Genomic DNA, 19,102 nt, shown 5'->3' on the forward strand with positions numbered 1-19,102 from the left:
CGGCGCGTGGGTCACGGTCTCCGCGGGTCTCCCCGCGGCGACCGGCGACGCGATACCGTGGCGTTCCTTTTCCCCACATGATCCTCGTGGCCGCCCTGGAGGTTCCGTGGTACAGGCGTACATCCTGATCCAGACGGAGGTCGGCAAGGCGTCGACCGTCGCCGAGACGATCAGCAAGATCCCTGGAGTCATCCAGGCCGAGGACGTGACTGGACCGTACGACGTCATCGTGCGCGCCCAGGCCGACACCGTCGACGACCTCGGCCGCATGGTGGTCGCGAAGGTCCAGCAAGTGGACGGCATCACCCGCACCCTGACCTGCCCGGTCGTGCATCTGTAGCCCCCGTCTACCCTTGGCCGGTGAACATCTTCCGTCACCGGCACGGCATCATCGCCGGCCTGCCCGCGCTCATCGCCCTGCTGATCACCGTCGCGGGCTGCTCATCAGCAGACGACAGCGCCACCGTGGCGGTTCCCAGCCCCGACGCGAAGACGGCGAAGCTGTGCCGGAACCTGCACAAGGTGCTGCCGCGGAAGGTGGACGGCCGAAGCCGCAACGACCCCGAGCCCCGGTCCGCCCTCACGGCGGGCTGGGGAAGCCCGGCGATCATACTGCGCTGCGGTGTCGAACGGCCGCCCAAGATGGTCGACCCCGAGGTGGCCCAGGGCACCGACCCGGACGCGGTCGGCGGCGGGGTCAACGGCGTCGACTGGCTGATGGAGAAGCAGGACGACGGGACGTACCGGTTCACCACGGCCAAGCGTGCGGCGTACGTGCAGGTGACCCTGCCCAAGCCGGTGCCCGAGCAGGACAGCGCGACGGTCCTCGTCGACCTGGCCGCCGCCATCAAGAAGGCGATCCCCAGGGGGATCGCCTCCACCACCTGACCGCTCCGGAGAGCCGGCTACCGCAGCCCGGTCGACCGCCCGAGCGCCGCCTGCACCAGCCGGTCCACCAGCTCGGGGTAGGAGACCCCGGTCGCCTGCCACATCTGCGGGTACATCGAGATGGGCGTGAAGCCGGGCATCGTGTTGATCTCGTTGATCACGAACTCGCCGTCCTCGGTGAGGAAGAAGTCCGCGCGGACCAGGCCCTCGCAGGAGGCCGCCTCGAAGGCGTCCACCGCGAGCCGCCGCACCTCGGCGGTCTCCTCGTCGGTGAGGGGGGCGGGCACGATGCCGGGCGTGGAGTCGATGTACTTCGCCTCGAAGTCGTAGTACGCGTGCGCGTCCGGCGGCGGGATCTCGGCGGGCACGGAGGCACGCGGCCCGTCCTCGAACTCCAGCACCCCGCACTCGATCTCGCGACCGCGCACCGCGGCCTCCACGAGGATCTTCGGGTCGTGCCGCTGGGCCTCGGCGATGGCCTCGTCGAGCCCGGAGAAGTCGTCGACCTTGGTGATGCCGATCGACGAACCCGCGCGCGCGGGCTTCACGAACAGCGGCCAGCCGTGCTCGCCGGCGAAGTCGACGATCTTCTTGCGGGCGGCCGCCTCGTCCTGCCGCCACTCGCGCGGCCGGATCACCACGTACGGGCCCACCTTGAGCCCGAAGGAGGTGAACACCCGCTTCATGTACTCCTTGTCCTGGCCGACGGCCGAGGCGAGCACGCCCGACCCCACGTACGGGACGCCGGAGAGCTCCAGGAGGCCCTGGAGGGTGCCGTCCTCGCCGTACGGGCCGTGCAGTACCGGGAAGACCACGTCGACCTCGCCGAGGGCCTTGGGCACGGAGCCGGGCTCGCTGTAGACCACCTCGCGGCTGGCCGGGTCGACGGGGAGCACCACGCCGCCCTCACCCGGCTCCGCGAGCTCCTCGACGCTGGGCGTGCGCCGCTCGGTGATGGCCATGCGCTCGGGCTCGTCGGCGGTGAGCACCCAACGGCCCTCCCTGGTGATGCCGATCGGCAGGACGTCGTACTTCGTCCGGTCGATGGCGCTCAGTACGGCGCCCGCCGTGACCATGGAGATCCCGTGTTCGGAGCTGCGCCCGCCGAACACTACGGCCACGCGCGGCTTGCGGGACGGCTGCTCAGGGCTCTGGGGGAGGTTCTCGGTGCTCATATCGCGATGAGGGTACCCGGTGGTAGGGCCCGGAGACAGCGTCCGTCGCGGGCCGAACGGACGGCGTCGCTCAGCGTCGTTCCGGCTTCGCGCTGCGCGACATCAGCTCCTTCAACGCCACCACCGGAGGCTTGCCTTCGTGCACGATGCCCACGACCATCTCGGTGATGGGCATGTCGACGCCGTACCGGCGGGCCAGATCCAGTACCGACTCGCAGGACTTGACGCCCTCGGCGGTCTGCCTGGTGACGGCGATGGTCTCGTCCAGGGTCATGCCCTTGCCGAGGTTGGTGCCGAAGGTGTGGTTGCGGGACAGCGGCGAGGAGCAGGTGGCCACCAGGTCGCCCAGGCCCGCGAGGCCGGAGAAGGTCAGCGGGTCGGCGCCGAGGGCCACGCCGAGCCGGGTGGTCTCGGCGAGCCCGCGCGTGATGAGCGAGCCCTTGGCGTTGTCGCCCAGGCCCATGCCGTCGGCGATGCCGACCGCCAGCCCGATGACGTTCTTGACCGCGCCGCCGAGTTCGCAGCCGACGACATCGGTGTTGGTGTACGGCCGGAAGTACGGCGTGTGGCAATGGGCCTGGAGCCGCTGGGCGACCGCCTCGTCGGTGCAGGCGACCACGGCCGCCGCGGGCATGCGGGCGGCGATCTCCCGGGCCAGGTTGGGCCCGGTGACCACGGCGATCCGGTCCCGGCCGACCTTGGCGACGTCCTCGATGACCTCGCTCATCCGCATCGTGGAGCCGAGTTCGACGCCCTTCATGAGGGAGACGAGGACGGTGCCGGGGGCGAGCAGCGGCGTCCACTCGGCGAGGTTGTCGCGCAGGGTCTGGGAGGGCACCGACAGGACCGTGAAGTCGGCGCCCGCGAGGGCCTCGGCCGCGTCCGTGGTGGCCCGCAGGTTCTCCGGCAGCTCCACACCGGCCAGATAGTCGGGGTTGGTCCGGGTGGAGTTGATCGCGTCCGCGACCTCGGACCGGCGGGCCCACAGGGTGACCTCGCAGCCGGCGTCGGCGAGCACCATCCCGAAGGCCGTGCCCCACGAACCGGCACTGAAGACCGCCGCCTTGACCGACTCGCTCACTTGGCGCTCTCCTCTTCCCGTCCGGTCTGCGCTCGCGTCCTGCGCCGCTGTTCGATCCGCTCCCGGCGCGGGTCGTAGGGCGTCTCGGGCGCCTTCTCGCCGCGGATCTCCTCCAGCTGGCGGGTGATGGCCGCCATGATGACCTCGGTGGCCTCCTTCAGGACGTCAGCGGTCATCTCCCTGCCGTAGAAGCGCGAGAGGTCCACCGGGGGGCCGGCCAGCACGCGGTGGGTCTTGCGCGGGAAGAGATGCGGCTTCCTGGCGTACGGCGGCAGCAGTTCGTTGCAGCCCCACTGGGCGACCGGGATGACCGGGCACTTGGTCTGCAGCGCCACGCGCGCGGCACCGGTCTTGGCGGTCATGGGCCAGCCGTTCGGGTCGCGGGTGAGGGTGCCCTCGGGGTAGAAGGCAACGCACTCGCCCCGCTCCACGGCGTCGATCGCGGCCCGGAAGGCGCTGAGCGCGTCGGTGGACTCGCGGTAGACGGGGATCTGTCCGGTGCCGCGCATCGCGGCGCCGACGAATCCCTTCTTGAAAAGGCCGCTCTTCGCCAGGAATCGCGGAACCCGTCCGGTGTTGTACTGAAAGTGGGCGTACGCGAAGGGGTCCAGGTGGGAATTGTGGTTCACCGCGGTGATAAATCCGCCCTCGGCCGGAATGTGCTCCATTCCTCGCCAGTCCCGCTTGACCAGAACCACCAGGGGCGGTTTGCAGATCACCGCGGCGAAGCGGTACCAGAAGCCGATTCTGCGGCGGGGCACGCGGACACCTTCCTCTAGGGCCTCTAGGGCTGCCACCAGGGCCGGGGCCGCACAAGTGTCGCCCCCGGCCGCCGGTCTGTCGAGAACACCGTACGCCCCGCCACCGGGGCTGCCGGTAGGCCCGGGTGACAATGAGCGCGACGAGTAAGGGACGGTACGTCGGTGCAGTGGACCTTGGTCATACCCCTCAAGCCCCTGGCGCGGGCCAAGAGCAGGCTGGCGGACACCGCCGCCGACGGGCTGCGACCGGGGCTGGCCCTCGCGTTCGCCCAGGACACGGTGGCGGCCGCGCTGGCCTGTCCGTCGGTGGCGGATGTGGCGGTCGTCACCAACGACGCACTGGCCGGCCGGGAGCTGGCGGCGCTGGGCGCCCGGATCGTCCCCGACGAACCGGCCGGCGGCCTGAACGCCGCTCTGACGCACGCGGCCGAAGCCGTGCGGGCATCGCGTCCGGAAACCCCGCTCGCGGCCCTGAACGCCGATCTGCCGGCCCTGCGCCCGCCGGAATTGTCCCGCGTCCTGTCCGCGGCCGCGGAATTCCCCCGCGCATTTCTCCCCGACGCGGCCGAGGTCGGCACCACTCTGCTGGCCGCAGCCCCCGGCCATGAATTGCACCCGGCTTTCGGCCTGGATTCCCGCGCCCGGCACCGCGCCTCCGGCGCCTCGGAACTCCTGCTGGACGCGGTGGATACGGTCCGCCAGGACGTGGACACCGGCGAGGACCTGCGGGCGGCCCTGGCCCTCGGGGTGGGGCCGCACACGGCGACGGTGACCGCGCGGCTCCTGATCCCCGGGCAGTAGGGTGCTGGCATGCAGGCGACCGCGTACACGTACGACCCCGAGACCCGCAGCGGGCAGGTGCTGCTCGACGACGGCACCCCGGTGGCTTTCGACGCCTCGGCGTTCGACGCGGGCGGGCTGCGGCTGCTGCGGCCCGGGCAGCGGGTGCGGATCGAGACGGAGCCGGTGGCTCAGCCCTCGGAGGGCACCGGAGAGGGCCTCCGGATCACGCTGGTGACGCTGCAGACCTTCTGAACGCCTGAAAACGCGCCGCGGGCCGGGCTCCGAGGGGAGTCCGGCCCGGCGCGTGAGTGCCCTGTGCCCGTGCGCCTCAGCGGGCGGTGGCCTTCTTGGCGGTGGTCTTGCGTGCGGAGGACTTCTTGGCCGGGGCCTTCTTGGCCGTGACCTTCTTCGCGGGGGCCTTCTTGGCCGTGGTCTTCTTGGCGGCGGCCTTCGTGCCCGTGGTCTTCTTGGCGGCCGCGGCGGTGGTCTTGGCGGTCGACTTCTTCGCCGTGGTCTTCTTGGCGGTGGGCGTGGTCTTCTTGGCCGTCGTCTTCTTCGCCGCGGCCTTCTTCGCCGTCGGCGCGGCCTTCTTGGCCGTGGTCTTCTTGGCGGCGGCCTTCTTGACCGTCGCGGCGGCGCCGCCGGCCTGGAGGCTGCCCTTCGGCGCCTTCTTGACGGCGACCTCGCCGCCGCGCGGGAGCTTCTTCGAGCCGCTCACCAGGTCCTTGAAGCCCTGACCGGCACGGAAGCGCGGCACAGAGGTCTTCTTGACCCGAACCCGCTCGCCCGTCTGGGGGTTGCGGGCGTAGCGGGCGGGGCGGTCCACCTTCTCGAAGGACCCGAAGCCGGTGACCGAGACCCGGTCTCCGCCGACGACCGCGCGGACGATGGCGTCCAGGACCGCGTCGACAGCATCGGCGGCCTGCTGGCGGCCACCCATCTTGTCGGCAATCGCTTCTACGAGCTGCGCCTTGTTCACGTCTTCCCCTTCGGAGACATCGCCAGAACGAAAGTGTTCAAGCTTTTTCGCACGTTAGGCAGATATATACCGCAAATCAAACACGAAACGGGCTAATCACCCTTGTGCCGCAACGGACTCGGCCGGCTCGGATCTTGTTCAGCGGTCCTCTTCGGGGATGCGCCCCTCGTCGAGGTCCGCGGTGAACCGATCGAGCCGCCTTGCCGCGTCGGCGAGATCGTGCTTGGCCGCGGCCGTAATGACCAGCAGCTTCCGGGTCAGCGCCATCCGTACGCCCTCCGGGACTTGCAGTGCGCGCACCCTTGCGTGCGCTTCCTTGAGTTGGTCCGCGACCGCCGCATAGAGCTGGAGTTGGCCGTCGTGTTCCATGCACAGATTGTGCCATCTGGGGCGAGTTGTCGCCTGCCCAGGGTGCAACTACCGCCCCAAAGAGCCTTCCGGGCCCATCCGGAAGCCGCGGTCCCACATCTCGCGTACCCAGGCAACCACCTTCGTAACGTGGGAAGTTGAGCGCCGTACCGGTCGGGCGAGGGGTCGTTCGGGTCCAGACATGGCTGTACCCCCAATCGTGGCGATCGGGGGTACAGAGGGGGTGATGCGGTGGCCGAAACTCGCCCCGCCCGGCCGGGGACCGGGCCGGGCGCGGGCCGGGGTCAGAGCTGGAGCGTCCGCGGCTTGTACGACGGGCGCTTGGCCTCGTACGCGGCGACGTCGGCCTCGTTCTGGAGCGTGATGGAGATGTCGTCCAGCCCGTTCAGCAGCCGCCAGCGGGAGTTCTCGTCCAGCTCGAAGGAGGCGGTGATGCCGTTCGCACGAACCTCACGAGCCTCAAGGTCAACAGTGACCTCAGCAGTCGGGTCCTGTTCCGTGAGCTCCCACAGCGCGTCCACGACCTTCTGCTCCAGCACCACGGTGAGCAGGCCGTTCTTCAGCGAGTTGCCGCGGAAGATGTCGGCGAAGCGGGAGGAGATCACGGTCTTGAAGCCGTAGTTCTGCAGCGCCCAGACGGCGTGCTCCCGGGAGGAGCCGGTGCCGAAGTCGGGACCGGCGATCAGGACGGTCGCGCCCTGCCGCTCGGGCCGGTTGAGGATGAAGGACTCGTCCTTGCGCCAGGCCTCGAACAGCCCGTCCTCGAACCCGTCCCGCGTGACCTTCTTGAGCCAGTGAGCAGGGATGATCTGGTCGGTGTCGACGTTGCTGCGGCGCAGCGGGACGGCCCGGCCGGTGTGCGTGGTGAATGCTTCCATGACTGATCAGACTCCAGCGGGCGTACGAACGTCGGCGTCGGACAGGTCGGCCGGCGAGGCCAGGTGGCCCAGGACGGCCGTGGCGGCCGCGACCTGCGGCGACACCAGGTGCGTACGGCCGCCCTTGCCCTGCCTGCCCTCGAAGTTGCGGTTGGAGGTGGACGCGGAGCGCTCACCCGGGGCCAGCTGGTCCGGGTTCATGCCCAGACACATCGAGCAGCCCGCGTGCCGCCACTCGGCGCCGGCCTCCTTGAAGACCACGTCCAGGCCCTCGGAGACGGCCTGCAGACCCACGCGCGCGGAGCCCGGGACGACCAGCATCCGTACACCGTCGGCGACTTTGCGGTCCTTCAGGATCTCGGCGGCGGCGCGCAGGTCCTCGATGCGGCCGTTGGTGCAGGAGCCTACGAAGACGGTGTCCACCTTGATGGAGCGCAGCGGCTGTCCAGCCGCCAACCCCATGTATTCCAGGGCCTTTTCGGCGGCCAGGCGCTCCGAAGCGTCTTCGTACGAAGCCGGGTCGGGGACGGACGCCGAAAGCGGCGCGCCCTGGCCGGGGTTGGTGCCCCAGGTGACGAACGGGGACAGCTCGTCGGCGTTGATGACGACCTCGGCGTCGAAGACCGCGTCGTCGTCGGTGCGCAGCGTCTTCCAGTACTCGACGGCCGCGTCCCAGTCGGCGCCCTCGGGGGCGTGCGGGCGGCCCTTGAGGTACGCGAAGGTGGTCTCGTCGGGGGCGATCATGCCCGCGCGGGCGCCGGCCTCGATCGACATGTTGCAGATGGTCATCCGCGCCTCCATCGAGAGCTTCTCGATGGCGGAGCCGCGGTACTCCAGGATGTAGCCCTGGCCGCCGCCCGTACCGATCTTCGCGATGATCGCCAGGATCAGGTCCTTGGCGGTGACACCCTCGGGCAGCTCGCCCTCGACGGTGATGGCCATGGTCTTGGGGCGGGCCAGCGGCAGCGTCTGGGTGGCCAGCACGTGCTCCACCTGGGAGGTGCCGATGCCGAACGCCAGCGCGCCGAAGGCGCCGTGCGTGGAGGTGTGCGAGTCACCGCAGACGACGGTCGTGCCCGGCTGGGTCAGACCCAGCTGCGGACCCACGACGTGGACGACGCCCTGCTCGACGTCGCCGAGCGGGTGCAGGCGCACCCCGAAGTCGGCGCAGTTCTTGCGCAGCGTCTCCAGCTGGGCGCGGGAGACCGGGTCCGCGATGGGCTTGTCGATGTCGAGGGTCGGGGTGTTGTGGTCCTCGGTCGCGATGGTGAGGTCGAGGCGGCGCACCCGGCGGCCGTTCTGCCGCAGCCCGTCGAAGGCCTGCGGGCTGGTCACCTCGTGCAGCAGGTGCAGATCGATGTAGAGGAGGTCGGGCTCGCCCTCGGCGCGCCGGACGACGTGGTCGTCCCAGACCTTCTCCGCGAGTGTCCTACCCATCGCTTTCCCTCCGGCCGGCAAAGGTGCGCCGACCCAACTAGAGATCTTGAGGATGCAGCGCCCGCGCCCCAGATACGGGCGTCCGCCGCCGGGCCCGGTGGTCTGCGGGCCGTTGTGTGTTCAAGGGTGGCGTGTTCCACGGAAAATTGAACTTGCGTTTCACAGAGTGAGACGCGAGTATCGTTGCATGGACAACAGTAGCGGCGTCGGCGTTCTGGACAAGGCAGCCCTTGTCCTGAGCGCTCTGGAGTCCGGTCCGGCCACCCTCGCGGGTCTGGTCGGAGCCACCGGACTGGCACGACCCACGGCCCACCGGCTCGCCGTGGCTCTGGAACACCACCGCCTGGTGGCGCGCGACATGCAGGGCCGTTTCATTCTCGGCCCGCGCCTGGCCGAGCTGGCCGCGGCGGCGGGCGAGGACCGTCTGCTGGCCACGGCGGGCCCGGTGCTCACCCACCTCAGGGACGTCACCGGGGAGAGCGCGCAGCTCTACCGGCGCCAGGGTGACATGCGCATCTGCGTGGCGGCGGCGGAACGCCTGTCCGGGCTCCGGGACACCGTCCCGGTCGGCTCCACGCTGACCATGAAGGCCGGCTCCTCGGCGCAGATCCTGATGGCCTGGGAGGAGCCCGAGCGCCTGCACCGCGGCCTGCAGGGCGCCCGCTTCACGGCGACGGCCCTGTCGGGTGTACGGCGGCGCGGCTGGGCCCAGTCCATCGGCGAGCGCGAGCCGGGCGTGGCGTCCGTCTCCGCGCCCGTACGCGGCCCCTCCAACCGCGTGGTGGCCGCGGTGTCGGTCTCCGGCCCCATCGAGCGCCTCACCCGTCACCCCGGCCGCATGCACGCCCAGGCGGTCATCGACGCCGCCGCGCGCCTCTCCGAGGCCCTGCGCCGCTCCGGCTGAACCCCGGGACGATCGGTACGTCACCGGGGCGGGCCCGCCTCAACGCCGCGGCAGGCCCACCCCGGTCCCCCGATCCCCCCGGTCAGGCGGTCTTCTCCGGCACCTCCGCCGCCTCGGGCTTCCCGGCGGCCCCGGCCGACCGGTGGGCAAACCGGTCCTTCGCGTACCGCCCCCGCCGCTCCAGCGGCACCTGACCGTGCGCCGCCGCGAGCCCGAACGCCGGCATGTCGCCGTAGACGGCCTCGTACGAGCCCTCCGGTACGACGTACGCCTCGTGCCAGATCCCCACGTGCCCGCGCACCTTCCCGTCCCGCTCCATGCGGTTGATCCGCGCCCAGACCTGGTGGTGGAAGGCGTCGGGCGCGCTCGCGTACGCGTAGAGCTTCTCCTTGGACTCCCAGTACTGGACGACGTAGTACGTCCGTGGCGACGCCGTCAGCAGGACGCGGCCGAGCAGACCGCGCTCGGGAGCCTTCTCCAGTTCGCGCAGCATGCGGAACATCGCCGCCATCACCGGCAGCCACTGGTGCACCGCCCAGAAGCGGTTGACCCGCATGCCGATCAGCAGGACCACCACGTCGCCCTCGGCCGCCGCGGTGGTACGACCGGGGCTGACCCGGTTTCCGAGCATGACGTCCCTCCCCCTCATCGGTGAGCGGCACTATCCGAGTGCCCGTGTTTGGATAGTGCCGTTATCCAAGAAGGGGCGCAAGACATGCGGCTCGCCGAGTTGAGCAGACGCAGCGGTGTGTCCACCGCGACGATCAAGTACTACCTCCGCGAAGGACTGTTGGCCCCGGGCCGCCAGGTCAACGCGACGACCGCGGAGTACGACGAGGAGCATCTGCGCCGGCTGCGCCTGGTGCGCGCGATGATCCAGGTGGGTCGCGTCCCGGTGGCGACGGTCCGGGAGGTGCTGGGCCACATCGACGACGACTCGCTGGGCCGGACCATCCGCCTGGGTGCGGCGCTGTGGGCGCTGCCGCAGGCGCCGGAGCCGGACGAGGAGGACGAGTACGTCCAGGCCGCGCACCGCGCGGTGGGCGAGCTGCTGCGGACGCTGGGCTGGTCGAACGCCGAGGCGCTGGTGACCATCTCCCCCGCGTACCGCTCCCTGGTGGTGGCGGTGTCCACGTTCCGGCGGCTCGGCTACGACTGGAGCCCCGAACTGCTCGTCTCGTACGCCAGGTTGATGCACCAGGCGGCGGTCCTGGACCTGGATTTCGTGGAGACGCACCCGTCGGAGGCGGAGAAGGTCGAGACGGCGGTGCTGGGCGCGATCCTCGTCGAGCCGATGCTCCAGGCGCTGCACCGGCTGGCGCAGGAGGAGGAGTCGGCACGACGGTACGGCTTCGAGTGAACAGCGAAGGCCCTCCACCGAAGTGGAGGGCCTTCGAACTGCGTACCCCCGACCGGATTCGAACCGGCGCTACCGCCTTGAGAGGGCGGCGTGCTAGGCCGCTACACAACGGGGGCGAGGATCTTGCGTTTCCGCAGATCCGAGCTGGTCTACCTGGACTCGAACCAAGACTAACTGAACCAGAATCAGTCGTGCTGCCAATTACACCATAGACCAATGTGGTTTAGACCAGTTTGTACCCCCGACCGGATTCGAACCGGCGCTACCGCCTTGAGAGGGCGGCGTGCTAGGCCGCTACACAACGGGGGCTCTAGCGATCCCGACAGGATCAGGATCCGTACCCCCGACCGGATTCGAACCGGCGCTACTGCCTTGAGAGGGCAGCGTGCTAGGCCGCTACACAACGGGGGCTTTGCAGATGAGCTCTGCGAGCTGGCCTACCTGGACTCGAACCAAGACTAACTGAACCAGAATCAGTCGTGCTGCCAATTACACCATAGGCCACTGGAACGCAAGCCCCGGAGGGGATCTTGTTCTAGTACTGCGCTGAGGGCTTCCGGCCTTCCGGCCCGCTTCCCTCGGCGCAGGAAGAACATTACCCGAAGGTGGACGGGGCTCCAAAACGAGTATCGACACGGACGATCGCCGGGAGTTCGGCGAGGGAGGCGATCCGGTGGGGCGGGACGCCCGCTTCCCCCGCCGCCACGTACACCCCGCCACGGTCGATCCACACGGACAGCAACCCCGCCTCCACGGCACCGCGCCCGTCGATCTCGGGGTGGTCGCCGACGTACGCCACCTCGTGCGGCGGCAGGTCCAGCGCCTCGCAGGCCGCCAGGAACGCCCGGGCCTCCGGTTTGGAGACACCGAGCTCGGCGGCGCACAGGACGGCCTCGAAGCGGTCCCACACGCCCAGGGTGCGCAGCTTGCGCTCCTGGACGGTGAGGCTGGAGTTGGACAGCACCGCGTGCCGGTGGCTGGCGGCCAGGGCGTCCAGGGCGGGCAGCACGTCCGGGAAGAGCGCCCAGGCGGCCTCGTAGTGAGCGACGTATCGCTGGAACCAGGCGTCGGCCTCGGCGTCGGTCAGCTCCCGGCCCAGGAAGACCCGTACGCGGTCCCTGCGCTGGCCCTCGAAGCTGATCTCCCCCGCCGAGAAGCGCGCCCACTGCTGATCGGTGACCTCCCGCCACCGCACGAGGGCCTCCTCCGGGCTTCCGTACCCGGCGAGCAGTCCCTCCACCGCCAGATGGGCGCGCATGCCCTCGCGGTCCGCGGTCGTGTAGTCGAAGAGGGTGTCGTCTACGTCCCAGACCACGGCGCGGATGCTCATGAGCCGACGGTAACGCGCAGGTGGCCGCCGTGTCCGGGAGATGGGCAGGACGAGGGGGCGGCAACCGGAGATCCGGTTGCCGCCCCCTCACGCGCGCGTGCGTTACGCCGCCAGCTTCGCCAGCGCCGCGTCGATGCGGCCCAGCGTCTTCTCCTTGCCCAGGATCTCCAGGGACTCGAAGAGCGGCAGGCCGACCGTGCGGCCGGTGACGGCCACGCGGACGGGGGCCTGGGCCTTGCCGAGCTTGAGGCCGTGGGCCTCGCCGGCGGCCAGGACCGCCTCCTTCAGGGCCTCGGCGGAGGTCCAGTCGGCCGCCTGAAGCTTCTCGCGGGCCGTGCGGAGCAGGGCGTCGCTGCCCTCCTTCATCGCCTTCGTCCAGCTGGCCTCGTCGAAGACCGGCTCGGGCAGGAAGAGGAAGTCGACGTTGTCGGTGATCTCCGACAGGACCTTGAGGCGGGTCTGGGCGTGCGGGGCGATCGCCTGCCACTTCACCTCGTCGAAGTCCTCCGGCGCCCAGGGGGCGAACGGCGGCTGGAGCCACGGGCGGCAGCGCTCCGTGAAGTCCTTCACATCCAGCAGGCGGATGTGGTCGGCGTTGATCGCCTCGCACTTCTTCAGGTCGAAGCGGGCCGGGTTGGGGTTCACGTCCTTGATGTCGAAGGCCGCGACCATCTCGTCGGTCGTGAAGATGTCCTGGTCGGCCGAGAGCGACCAGCCGAGCAGCGAGAGGTAGTTGAGCAGGCCCTCGGGGAGGAAGCCGCGCTCCCGGTAGAGGTTGAGGGACGACTGGGGGTCGCGCTTGGAGAGCTTCTTGTTGCCCTCGCCCATCACGTACGGCAGATGACCGAACTCCGGGATGCCCTTGGCGATGCCCAGCTCGATCAGCGCCTTGTACAGGGCGATCTGGCGCGGGGTGGAGGACAGCAGGTCCTCGCCGCGCAGCACGTGGGTGATCTCCATCAGGGCGTCGTCGACCGGGTTGACCAGCGTGTACAGCGGGGCGCCGTTCGCGCGGACGATGCCGTAGTCCGGCACGTTCTCCGGGGTGAAGGTCAGCTCGCCGCGGACCAGGTCCGTGAAGGTGATCGTCTCGTCGGGCATGCGGAAGCGGACGATCGGGGTGCGGCCCTGGGCCTTGTACTCCTCGACCTGCCCGGCGGTCAGGTCGCGGCAGTGGCCGTCGTAACCGGACGGCTTCCCCGCCGCGCGGGCGGCCTCGCGGCGGCTGTCCAGTTCCTCCTGGGAGCAGTAGCAGTGGTAGGCGTGGCCGGCGTCGAGCAGCCTCCGGGCGACGTCCTTGTACACGTCCATGCGCTGCGACTGCCGGTACGGCGCGTGCGGGCCGCCGACCTCGGGGCCCTCGTCCCAGTCGAAGCCCAGCCAGCGCATCGAGTCGAGCAGCTGGTTGTAGGACTCCTCGGAGTCGCGGGCGGCGTCGGTGTCCTCGATGCGGAAGACCAGTGTGCCCTGGTGGTGCCGGGCGAACGCCCAGTTGAACAGAGCGGTGCGGACCAGGCCCACATGGGGGTTACCGGTGGGCGAGGGGCAGAAACGGACGCGTACGGGGGATGGGGGTACCCCCTGCTCGAGCGAAGCCGAGAGCTGGGGGGAGGGTGCGCTAGCCACGCTTGACAACCTTGTTGGTGAGAGTGCCGATGCCTTCGATGGTGACGGCGACCTCGTCGCCGACGTTCAGGGGGCCGACCCCCGCCGGGGTTCCGGTGAGGATCACGTCGCCCGGGAGCAGCGTCATGGCCTCGGAGATGTTGACGATCAGATCCTCGATGGAGTGGATCATCTCGCTCGTCCTGCCGAGCTGGCGCTGTTCGCCGTTGACCGTGAGCTGGACGGTCAGGTCGGAGGCGGTGGCGAGGTCCAGGTCCGTCTCCACCCAGGGGCCGAGCGGGCAGGAGGTGTCGAAGCCCTTGGCCCGGGCCCACTGCTTCTCCCGCTTCTGGACGTCGCGGGCGGTGACGTCGTTGGCGCAGGTGTAGCCGAAGATCACGTCCTGGACGCGCTCGCGCGGCACCTCGCGGCACATGCGGCCGATCACCACGGCCAGCTCGGCCTCGTGGTGCAGCTCCTGGGAGAAGGGCGGGTACTGGATCTCGTCGCCGGGGCCGATCACCGAGGTGGAGGGCTTGAAGAAGGCGAACGGCGCGTCGGGCACCTCGTTGCCGAGTTCGCGGGCGTGCTCGCCGTAGTTGCGGCCGAAGGCCACGACCTTGTTGGGGAGCACCGGCGGCAGCAGCCGGACCTTCCCGACCGGCACCTTCGTACCGGAGAGCTCGTAGTCCGCGAACGGGATGCCCTTGATGATGTCCAGGACGAGTTCGTCCTGCTTGTCGCCCTCGACCGCGCCGAAGGCGACGTTCCCGTCGATGGAGAATCTGGCGATGCGCACGGGATCCTTGAGCCCCTTAACTTCAGTGACCGAGCCGGCTGGAGTCTGACGCTCCAGGCTAACGCGGAAGAGGCTCGGGGCCTCGCGTATGACGAAGGGCGCCCCTGGTGAAGGGGCGCCCGGTCTTCGTACGGCCGCCGTGAGCATCCGGCGGCCGGTGTGCGTACTACTCCGCGACGGAGGCCCCGACCGGGACCTCGGTGAGGATGGTGCGCCTGGGGTTGGCGGTCTGGGCCGGCAGGTCGACGGGGTGCTCCGGCTGCTCCGGGGTCTGCAGTTCGTCGGCGTCCTCGAGGTGCGCCAGAGTCGTGCGCCGCGGGTTGGCTATCTTTCGGAACATCATCGTCGTCTTCACTGTTGTCCTACGCCCTGTTCGTGTTGTCGCGGTTGCCGTATTTGTAAAGCGCCAGGCTAAACACGCGATTCCCCGGCGAAGTCGTGAAGTACTCATGATCACCGTGTGAGTTTGCTCACGAGCGCGAAGGCAAACCGGTCAATTCCGACCCGCAACCCACCTCAGCGAAACGGACATTGCCTCCCTGAAGCCATCATTCCGCTCCTGATCATGGCGACTGGGACACCGGCCGCATCTCGGCGAATCGCTGGGATAAGTCCGTTATACCCAAGAACCGTGTCCACGCTTCGTAATGCGGCACTCACGTGCCGTCACGGAGGTCACAGCTCGGCTCCGGCCCTTGTTGGAGATCCGGCACTGTGCTGGAATTCCACGGACCGCCGCAGGATCGAGCCGGCGCACAAGGGGCGCGACGCAGCGCCGAGTGGCGGCGAGACAGGGGGAGCCAGCGACGGTCACTCACGACCACCCAGGGGGGCGTATTTCAGGGCGCTCCCCACAACGCCGACACCGTGTCCTTCCGTTCGCGCGGAGGGGCGCCTGGTCCAGAGGTTGCGACGCTAGTGCAGGGACGTTTCAAGAGGGATGGCAGTGCTTCGGCGGAGCCGGAGCCGCACGGCGGGACCGACCGCGGTTCCTCGCCCCAGCACGCCCAGAACCCGGGCCCGGCCCCGTCCGGCGACGGCGGTGAGCGCCCCGGGCGCCCCGGCGCGTCGCCACCTTCGGGGCCCGCGAGCCCCGCTCCCGCGGTCAAGCCCCCCAAGGGCCCGTCCGGCCCCGGCTCGCGCCTGGCCCTGCGCAACTGGCGCATCTCCACGCGCCTGGTGTCGCTGCTCGCGCTGCCCGTGGTCGCGGCCACCTCACTGGGCGCGCTGCGCATCAGCGACTCCATGGACGACATCCAGCAGCTCGACAACATGAAGCTGCTGACGGACATGACCAAGCAGGCCACCGAACTGGCCGCCGCGCTCCAGGAGGAGCGCGACCAGTCCGCCGGTCCGCTGGCGCACGGCCTGAAGTCGTCCGACTACACGGTCAAGGGCTACTGGGACAAGACCGACCACGCGGTCGAGAACTTCGACACCGCCTCCGAAGAAATCGACGAGGCCAGCAAGAAGGGCCAGCTCCAGGGCGTCCGCGACAGCCTCGTCGGCCTGGCCGGCCAGCTGGACCAGTTGGCGAAGATCCGCAAGGCCGCCTACCAGTCCAAGAACAACTCGACGCAGACCGTCGAGTCCTACCACCGCCTGATCACGCAGCTGATCGGCCTCTCGCAGGACATGGCGGAGGCGTCCAGCAACCCGGAGATGATCACGCGCACCCGCGCCCTGGCGGCCTTCTCCTCCGCCAAGGAGTACGCGTCCGTACAGCGTGCGGTCATCGCCGCGGCCCTGCCCGACAACAACGCGACGACCGGTCGCCTCTCCGAGAACGACCGGCTGTACGCGCAGTCCGCCCTGGACAGCGAGACCTCCGAGCTCTCCATCTTCCGGAAGATCTACGCCGGCGGGAACCCGGAGGAGCTCCTCAAGCCCATCGACGAGGGCAACCCGACCATCGAGTCGGCGGACACCTACGCCAACCGCGCCCTCAGCAGCACCGAAGGACTCGCCGAGCTGCAGAAGCGGTCCTACCGGGACTGGGTGGACGACAGCTCGACCAAGATCGAGCAGATGAAGAAGATCGAGCACACGCTGCTCGAGGACATGGAGCAGAAGGCGCGCGAGCTGCGCTCCGCCTCCGAGCGCGAGGCGATCATCTCCGGTGCGCTGATCCTGCTGGTGCTCGGCGTCTCCCTGGTCGGCGCCTTCGTCGTGGCCCGCTCCATGATCCGCTCCCTGCGCCGCCTGCAGGAGACCGCCACCAAGGTCGCCCAGGACCGCCTGCCCGAGCTGGTCAAGCAGCTGTCGGAGTCCGACCCGCAGGACGTCGACACGTCCGTGGAGTCGGTCGGTGTGCACTCCAAGGACGAGATCGGCCAGGTGGCCGCGGCCTTCGACGACGTGCACCGCGAGGCGGTCCGCCTCGCCGCCGAGCAGGCCCTGCTGCGGGGCAACGTCAACGCGATGTTCACCAACCTCTCGCGCCGCTCCCAGGGCCTCATCCAGCGTCAGCTGTCGCTGATCTCCGAACTGGAGTCCCGCGAGGCCGACCCGGACCAGCTGTCCTCGCTGTTCAAGCTGGACCACCTCGCGACCCGTATGCGCCGTAACGGTGAGAACCTCCTCGTCCTCGCCGGTGAGGAGCCCGGCCGCCGCTGGACCCGTCCGGTCCCGCTGGTCGACGTGCTGCGCGCCGCCGCGTCCGAGGTGGAACAGTACGAGCGCATCGAGCTGTCCTCCGTGCCGACCACCGAAGTGGCCGGCCGCGTGGTCAACGACCTCGTGCACCTGCTCGCCGAGCTGCTGGAGAACGCGACCTCGTTCTCCTCGCCGCAGACCAAGGTCAAGGTCACCGGTCACGCGCTGCCCGACGGCCGCGTCCTGATCGAGATCCACGACACCGGCATCGGCCTCTCCCCCGAGGACCTCGCCGCGATCAACGAGCGGCTGGCCTCGCCGCCCACCGTGGACGTCTCCGTCTCCCGCCGCATGGGTCTGTTCGTGGTCGGCCGGCTGTCCCAGCGGCACGGCATCCGCATCCAGCTGCGCCCGTCCGACTCCGGTGGTACGACCGCACTGGTCATGCTCCCCGTCGACGTCGCCCAGGGCGGCAAGAAGCCCGCTCCCGGCAAGCCCGGTGCGCCCTCCGCGGGCGGTCCGGCCGCCGCGCAGGCCGCCGCCGGTGCGGCCGCGGCCCGGCGGGGCAACGGCGGTTCCCTCGGCGCCGGCGCACCCGGTGGCGCCCTCGGCAGCGGTTCCTTCGGCGGCGGTGCGCCTTCGGGTGGCGGACGCCCGGGCGCGGGTCCCGGCTCACGCAGCCAGGTCGGTGCCGGTCAGGGTCCGCGGGCGGCGCTGCCCGGCGCGGGCCAGGGCGGCCGTCCCGGTGCGCCCGGCGGAGCACGCGGACCGCAGCAGGGCCGGCCGGCGCCGACCGGCGCGGGCGGCTTCGGCGGTCAGGCCCCGGGTGCCCCGCAAGGCCTGCAGTCCGCCGGCCAGGGCGGACAGCAGCAGGACCCCTTCGGCAACCGCGGCCCCGTACCGCCCCAGCGCGGCAACAACGCCTCCGACCAGGGCCGCCAGCCCCAGCTGCCGCCGCGCGGCGGACCGCGGGCCGAGCTGCCCGGCGGCAACCCGCAGCAGCGCACGCCCAGTTGGAGCGACGACACCGGCCAGCCGCCGCTGCCGCGCGCCTCGCTGGACGCCCCGCGCGGCCACGACGAGCGGGACCCGGCGCAGACCGCGCGCATGCCGCGCGTCGACGACCGGCAGGGTCCCGGCGCGACCGCGGAGATACCGGCGATCGGGCAGTTCGACGACCGGCAGGGTCCGGCCGTCACGGGCGGGTTCCCCCGCCCGGACCTGAACAGTGTGAACGGCTCCCAGACCACGGGCCAGTTCACCCGGCCGGGCGGCGACGACCCGCAGAGCACCGGCCAGTACTCCCGCCCCGGCGCGGGCGGCGGCCAGGGCACGGGCCCGTTCGTCCGCCCCGACGTCTTCGGCACCCCGGCCGGGCAGCAGGACGGCTCCGGCACGGGTCAGTTCGCCGCCCCGCAGGCGTACGACGCCGGTTCCACCGGTCAGTTCACCACGCCGGGCTACGACGGCAACTCCACCGGCCAGTTCCCCACCCCGAACCACGACGGTGGCTCCACCGGGCAGCACTCCCTGCCCAACCACCAGAACGGCTCCCACACCGGCCAGTTCGAGCGGCCGCAGGCGGGTGGCCACGGCGCCGACTTCGGCGCCCCGCGTCCGCCGGGCCCGCGGCAGCAGCGTCCGGTCCGCCAGGAGCCCGAGGCCCTGCCACCGGCCAGCGGCCCCGGGGACGGTCGTACACCGCTGTACGACACCCTGGAGACCAACTGGTTCCACGGCCAGGGCGGTCAGGGCGGCCAGCGGGAACCGCAGCAGGGCAGCGGCTCCGCTCCGGCTCCCGCCCCCCAGCAGCCGCAGGCTTCCCCTCCCGCCGCCTCGGCGGCTCCACAGCGTCCCGTCACCAGCTCCTGGCGCAGCTCGCCGAACGACGAACTCGTCCGGCAGGCAGAACGCGTCCGGCAGCCGGCTGCGGGCGGCGTCACCACATCCGGCCTGCCGCGCCGGGTGCCCCGGGCGAACCTCGTCCCGGGCACGGCTCAGCAGCAACAGCACCAAACCGGTCCGCAGGTCTCGCGTGCGCCTGACGACGTACGCGGCCGGCTGACCAATCTCCGTCGGGGCATCGCGCAGGGTCGACAGGCCGGCAACGGCCAGACCGGCAGTTTCCCGAGCCCCACTCACCAGCAGGAGCGTTAGT

Annotated in this window: 19 protein-coding genes and 5 tRNA genes; 7 read left to right on the top strand and 17 right to left on the bottom strand. The window is 70.5% G+C overall.

Translation table 11 applies throughout. The features are described 5' to 3' along the window. Positions 1 to 106 precede the first annotated feature (106 nt). Both ACIBBH_RS14330 and ACIBBH_RS14335 read left to right on the top strand, forming a co-directional pair. Positions 107 to 340, top strand: coding sequence for an Lrp/AsnC family transcriptional regulator (locus ACIBBH_RS14330; protein WP_003997603.1), 234 nt, complete (start codon positions 107 to 109; stop codon positions 338 to 340). A 20-nt stretch (positions 341 to 360) separates the two neighbouring features. Then, complete coding sequence (locus ACIBBH_RS14335) at positions 361 to 888, top strand: DUF3515 domain-containing protein (RefSeq protein ID WP_399404541.1); 528 nt, start codon at positions 361 to 363, stop codon at positions 886 to 888. A gap of 17 nt (positions 889 to 905) precedes the next feature. Here the strand turns inward: ACIBBH_RS14335 and ACIBBH_RS14340 are convergent, their stop codons facing one another. The 3 genes from ACIBBH_RS14340 to ACIBBH_RS14350 all read right to left on the bottom strand — a co-directional run bounded on the left by ACIBBH_RS14340 (position 906) and on the right by ACIBBH_RS14350 (position 3,905). Beyond that, positions 906 to 2,063 (bottom strand): D-alanine--D-alanine ligase family protein, encoded by a 1,158-nt coding sequence (locus ACIBBH_RS14340; RefSeq protein ID WP_399404542.1) that lies wholly within the window; start codon positions 2,061 to 2,063, stop codon positions 906 to 908. 70 nt (positions 2,064 to 2,133) lie between these two features. Further along, positions 2,134 to 3,144, bottom strand: coding sequence for an NAD(P)H-dependent glycerol-3-phosphate dehydrogenase (locus ACIBBH_RS14345; RefSeq protein WP_399404543.1), 1,011 nt, complete (start codon positions 3,142 to 3,144; stop codon positions 2,134 to 2,136). Continuing rightward, complete coding sequence (locus ACIBBH_RS14350; RefSeq protein WP_399404544.1) at positions 3,141 to 3,905, bottom strand: lysophospholipid acyltransferase family protein; 765 nt, start codon at positions 3,903 to 3,905, stop codon at positions 3,141 to 3,143. The genes ACIBBH_RS14345 and ACIBBH_RS14350 overlap by 4 nt, the downstream gene beginning before the upstream one ends. A 162-nt stretch (positions 3,906 to 4,067) precedes the next feature. Between ACIBBH_RS14350 and cofC the strand changes: the two genes are divergently transcribed. Together cofC and ACIBBH_RS14360 are read left to right on the top strand one after the other, a co-directional pair. Next, complete coding sequence (gene cofC / locus ACIBBH_RS14355) at positions 4,068 to 4,706, top strand: 2-phospho-L-lactate guanylyltransferase (RefSeq protein ID WP_399404545.1); 639 nt, start codon at positions 4,068 to 4,070, stop codon at positions 4,704 to 4,706. A gap of 9 nt (positions 4,707 to 4,715) precedes the next feature. Next, positions 4,716 to 4,940: a hypothetical protein gene (locus ACIBBH_RS14360; RefSeq protein WP_399404546.1), complete on the top strand. Its 225-nt coding sequence runs from the start codon at positions 4,716 to 4,718 to the stop codon at positions 4,938 to 4,940. A 76-nt stretch (positions 4,941 to 5,016) separates the two neighbouring features. On the opposite strand, the gene ACIBBH_RS14365 is transcribed toward ACIBBH_RS14360, so the two are convergent. The 4 genes from ACIBBH_RS14365 to leuC form a co-directional block, all read right to left on the bottom strand. Continuing rightward, positions 5,017 to 5,667: an HU family DNA-binding protein gene (locus ACIBBH_RS14365; protein ID WP_399404547.1), complete on the bottom strand. Its 651-nt coding sequence runs from the start codon at positions 5,665 to 5,667 to the stop codon at positions 5,017 to 5,019. 138 nt (positions 5,668 to 5,805) lie between these two features. After that, positions 5,806 to 6,036 carry a hypothetical protein gene (locus ACIBBH_RS14370; RefSeq protein ID WP_399404548.1) on the bottom strand — a complete coding sequence of 77 codons (231 nt, stop codon included), beginning with the start codon at positions 6,034 to 6,036 and terminating at the stop codon, positions 5,806 to 5,808. Between the two features lie 284 nt (positions 6,037 to 6,320). Then, positions 6,321 to 6,914: a 3-isopropylmalate dehydratase small subunit gene (gene leuD / locus ACIBBH_RS14375; protein ID WP_399404549.1), complete on the bottom strand. Its 594-nt coding sequence runs from the start codon at positions 6,912 to 6,914 to the stop codon at positions 6,321 to 6,323. A gap of 6 nt (positions 6,915 to 6,920) precedes the next feature. Next, a complete protein-coding gene (gene leuC, locus ACIBBH_RS14380) occupies positions 6,921 to 8,351 on the bottom strand; it encodes a 3-isopropylmalate dehydratase large subunit (protein ID WP_399404550.1) in 1,431 nt (476 codons plus the stop codon). Positions 8,352 to 8,538: 187 nt separating this feature from the next. On the opposite strand from leuC, the gene ndgR reads away from it, so the two are divergent. Beyond that, entirely contained in the window at positions 8,539 to 9,255 is a 717-nt protein-coding gene (ndgR, locus tag ACIBBH_RS14385; protein ID WP_399404551.1) for an IclR family transcriptional regulator NdgR, read from the top strand. A gap of 82 nt (positions 9,256 to 9,337) precedes the next feature. Here ndgR and ACIBBH_RS14390 read toward each other — a convergent pair whose 3' ends face one another. Then, entirely contained in the window at positions 9,338 to 9,886 is a 549-nt protein-coding gene (locus tag ACIBBH_RS14390) for a DUF4188 domain-containing protein (protein WP_399404552.1), read from the bottom strand. Positions 9,887 to 9,970: 84 nt separating this feature from the next. Here ACIBBH_RS14390 and ACIBBH_RS14395 point away from each other — a divergent pair, with 84 nt between their 5' ends. Next, positions 9,971 to 10,615 (top strand): MerR family transcriptional regulator, encoded by a 645-nt coding sequence (locus tag ACIBBH_RS14395; protein ID WP_399404553.1) that lies wholly within the window; start codon positions 9,971 to 9,973, stop codon positions 10,613 to 10,615. A gap of 43 nt (positions 10,616 to 10,658) precedes the next feature. Here ACIBBH_RS14395 and ACIBBH_RS14400 read toward each other — a convergent pair. From ACIBBH_RS14400 to ACIBBH_RS14440, 9 genes are all read right to left on the bottom strand, one after another. Next, positions 10,659 to 10,731 (bottom strand) — tRNA-Glu (locus ACIBBH_RS14400). Positions 10,732 to 10,759: 28 nt separating this feature from the next. After that, a tRNA-Gln gene (locus ACIBBH_RS14405) sits at positions 10,760 to 10,831 on the bottom strand. 20 nt (positions 10,832 to 10,851) lie between these two features. After that, positions 10,852 to 10,924: transfer RNA gene (locus tag ACIBBH_RS14410), tRNA-Glu, on the bottom strand. 29 nt (positions 10,925 to 10,953) lie between these two features. Continuing rightward, a tRNA-Glu gene (locus ACIBBH_RS14415) sits at positions 10,954 to 11,026 on the bottom strand. A gap of 21 nt (positions 11,027 to 11,047) precedes the next feature. After that, a tRNA-Gln gene (locus tag ACIBBH_RS14420) sits at positions 11,048 to 11,119 on the bottom strand. A 91-nt stretch (positions 11,120 to 11,210) separates the two neighbouring features. After that, positions 11,211 to 11,945, bottom strand: a complete 735-nt coding sequence (locus tag ACIBBH_RS14425; protein ID WP_399404554.1) for an HAD family hydrolase — start codon at positions 11,943 to 11,945, stop codon at positions 11,211 to 11,213. Positions 11,946 to 12,047: 102 nt separating this feature from the next. Continuing rightward, entirely contained in the window at positions 12,048 to 13,571 is a 1,524-nt protein-coding gene (gene gltX / locus ACIBBH_RS14430) for a glutamate--tRNA ligase (RefSeq protein WP_399404555.1), read from the bottom strand. After that, positions 13,564 to 14,349, bottom strand: a complete 786-nt coding sequence (locus ACIBBH_RS14435) for a fumarylacetoacetate hydrolase family protein (RefSeq protein WP_399404556.1) — start codon at positions 14,347 to 14,349, stop codon at positions 13,564 to 13,566. The genes gltX and ACIBBH_RS14435 overlap by 8 nt, the downstream gene beginning before the upstream one ends. Positions 14,350 to 14,515: 166 nt before the next feature. Further along, positions 14,516 to 14,704 carry a hypothetical protein gene (locus ACIBBH_RS14440; RefSeq protein WP_399404557.1) on the bottom strand — a complete coding sequence of 63 codons (189 nt, stop codon included), beginning with the start codon at positions 14,702 to 14,704 and terminating at the stop codon, positions 14,516 to 14,518. Between the two features lie 563 nt (positions 14,705 to 15,267). Here ACIBBH_RS14440 and ACIBBH_RS14445 point away from each other — a divergent pair. Beyond that, positions 15,268 to 19,101 carry a nitrate- and nitrite sensing domain-containing protein gene (locus tag ACIBBH_RS14445; protein ID WP_399404558.1) on the top strand — a complete coding sequence of 1,278 codons (3,834 nt, stop codon included), beginning with the start codon at positions 15,268 to 15,270 and terminating at the stop codon, positions 19,099 to 19,101. Position 19,102 lies beyond the last annotated feature (1 nt).

It is taken from the genome of Streptomyces sp. NPDC051636 (genome assembly GCF_044453765.1).
GTDB lineage: Bacteria > Actinomycetota > Actinomycetes > Streptomycetales > Streptomycetaceae > Streptomyces.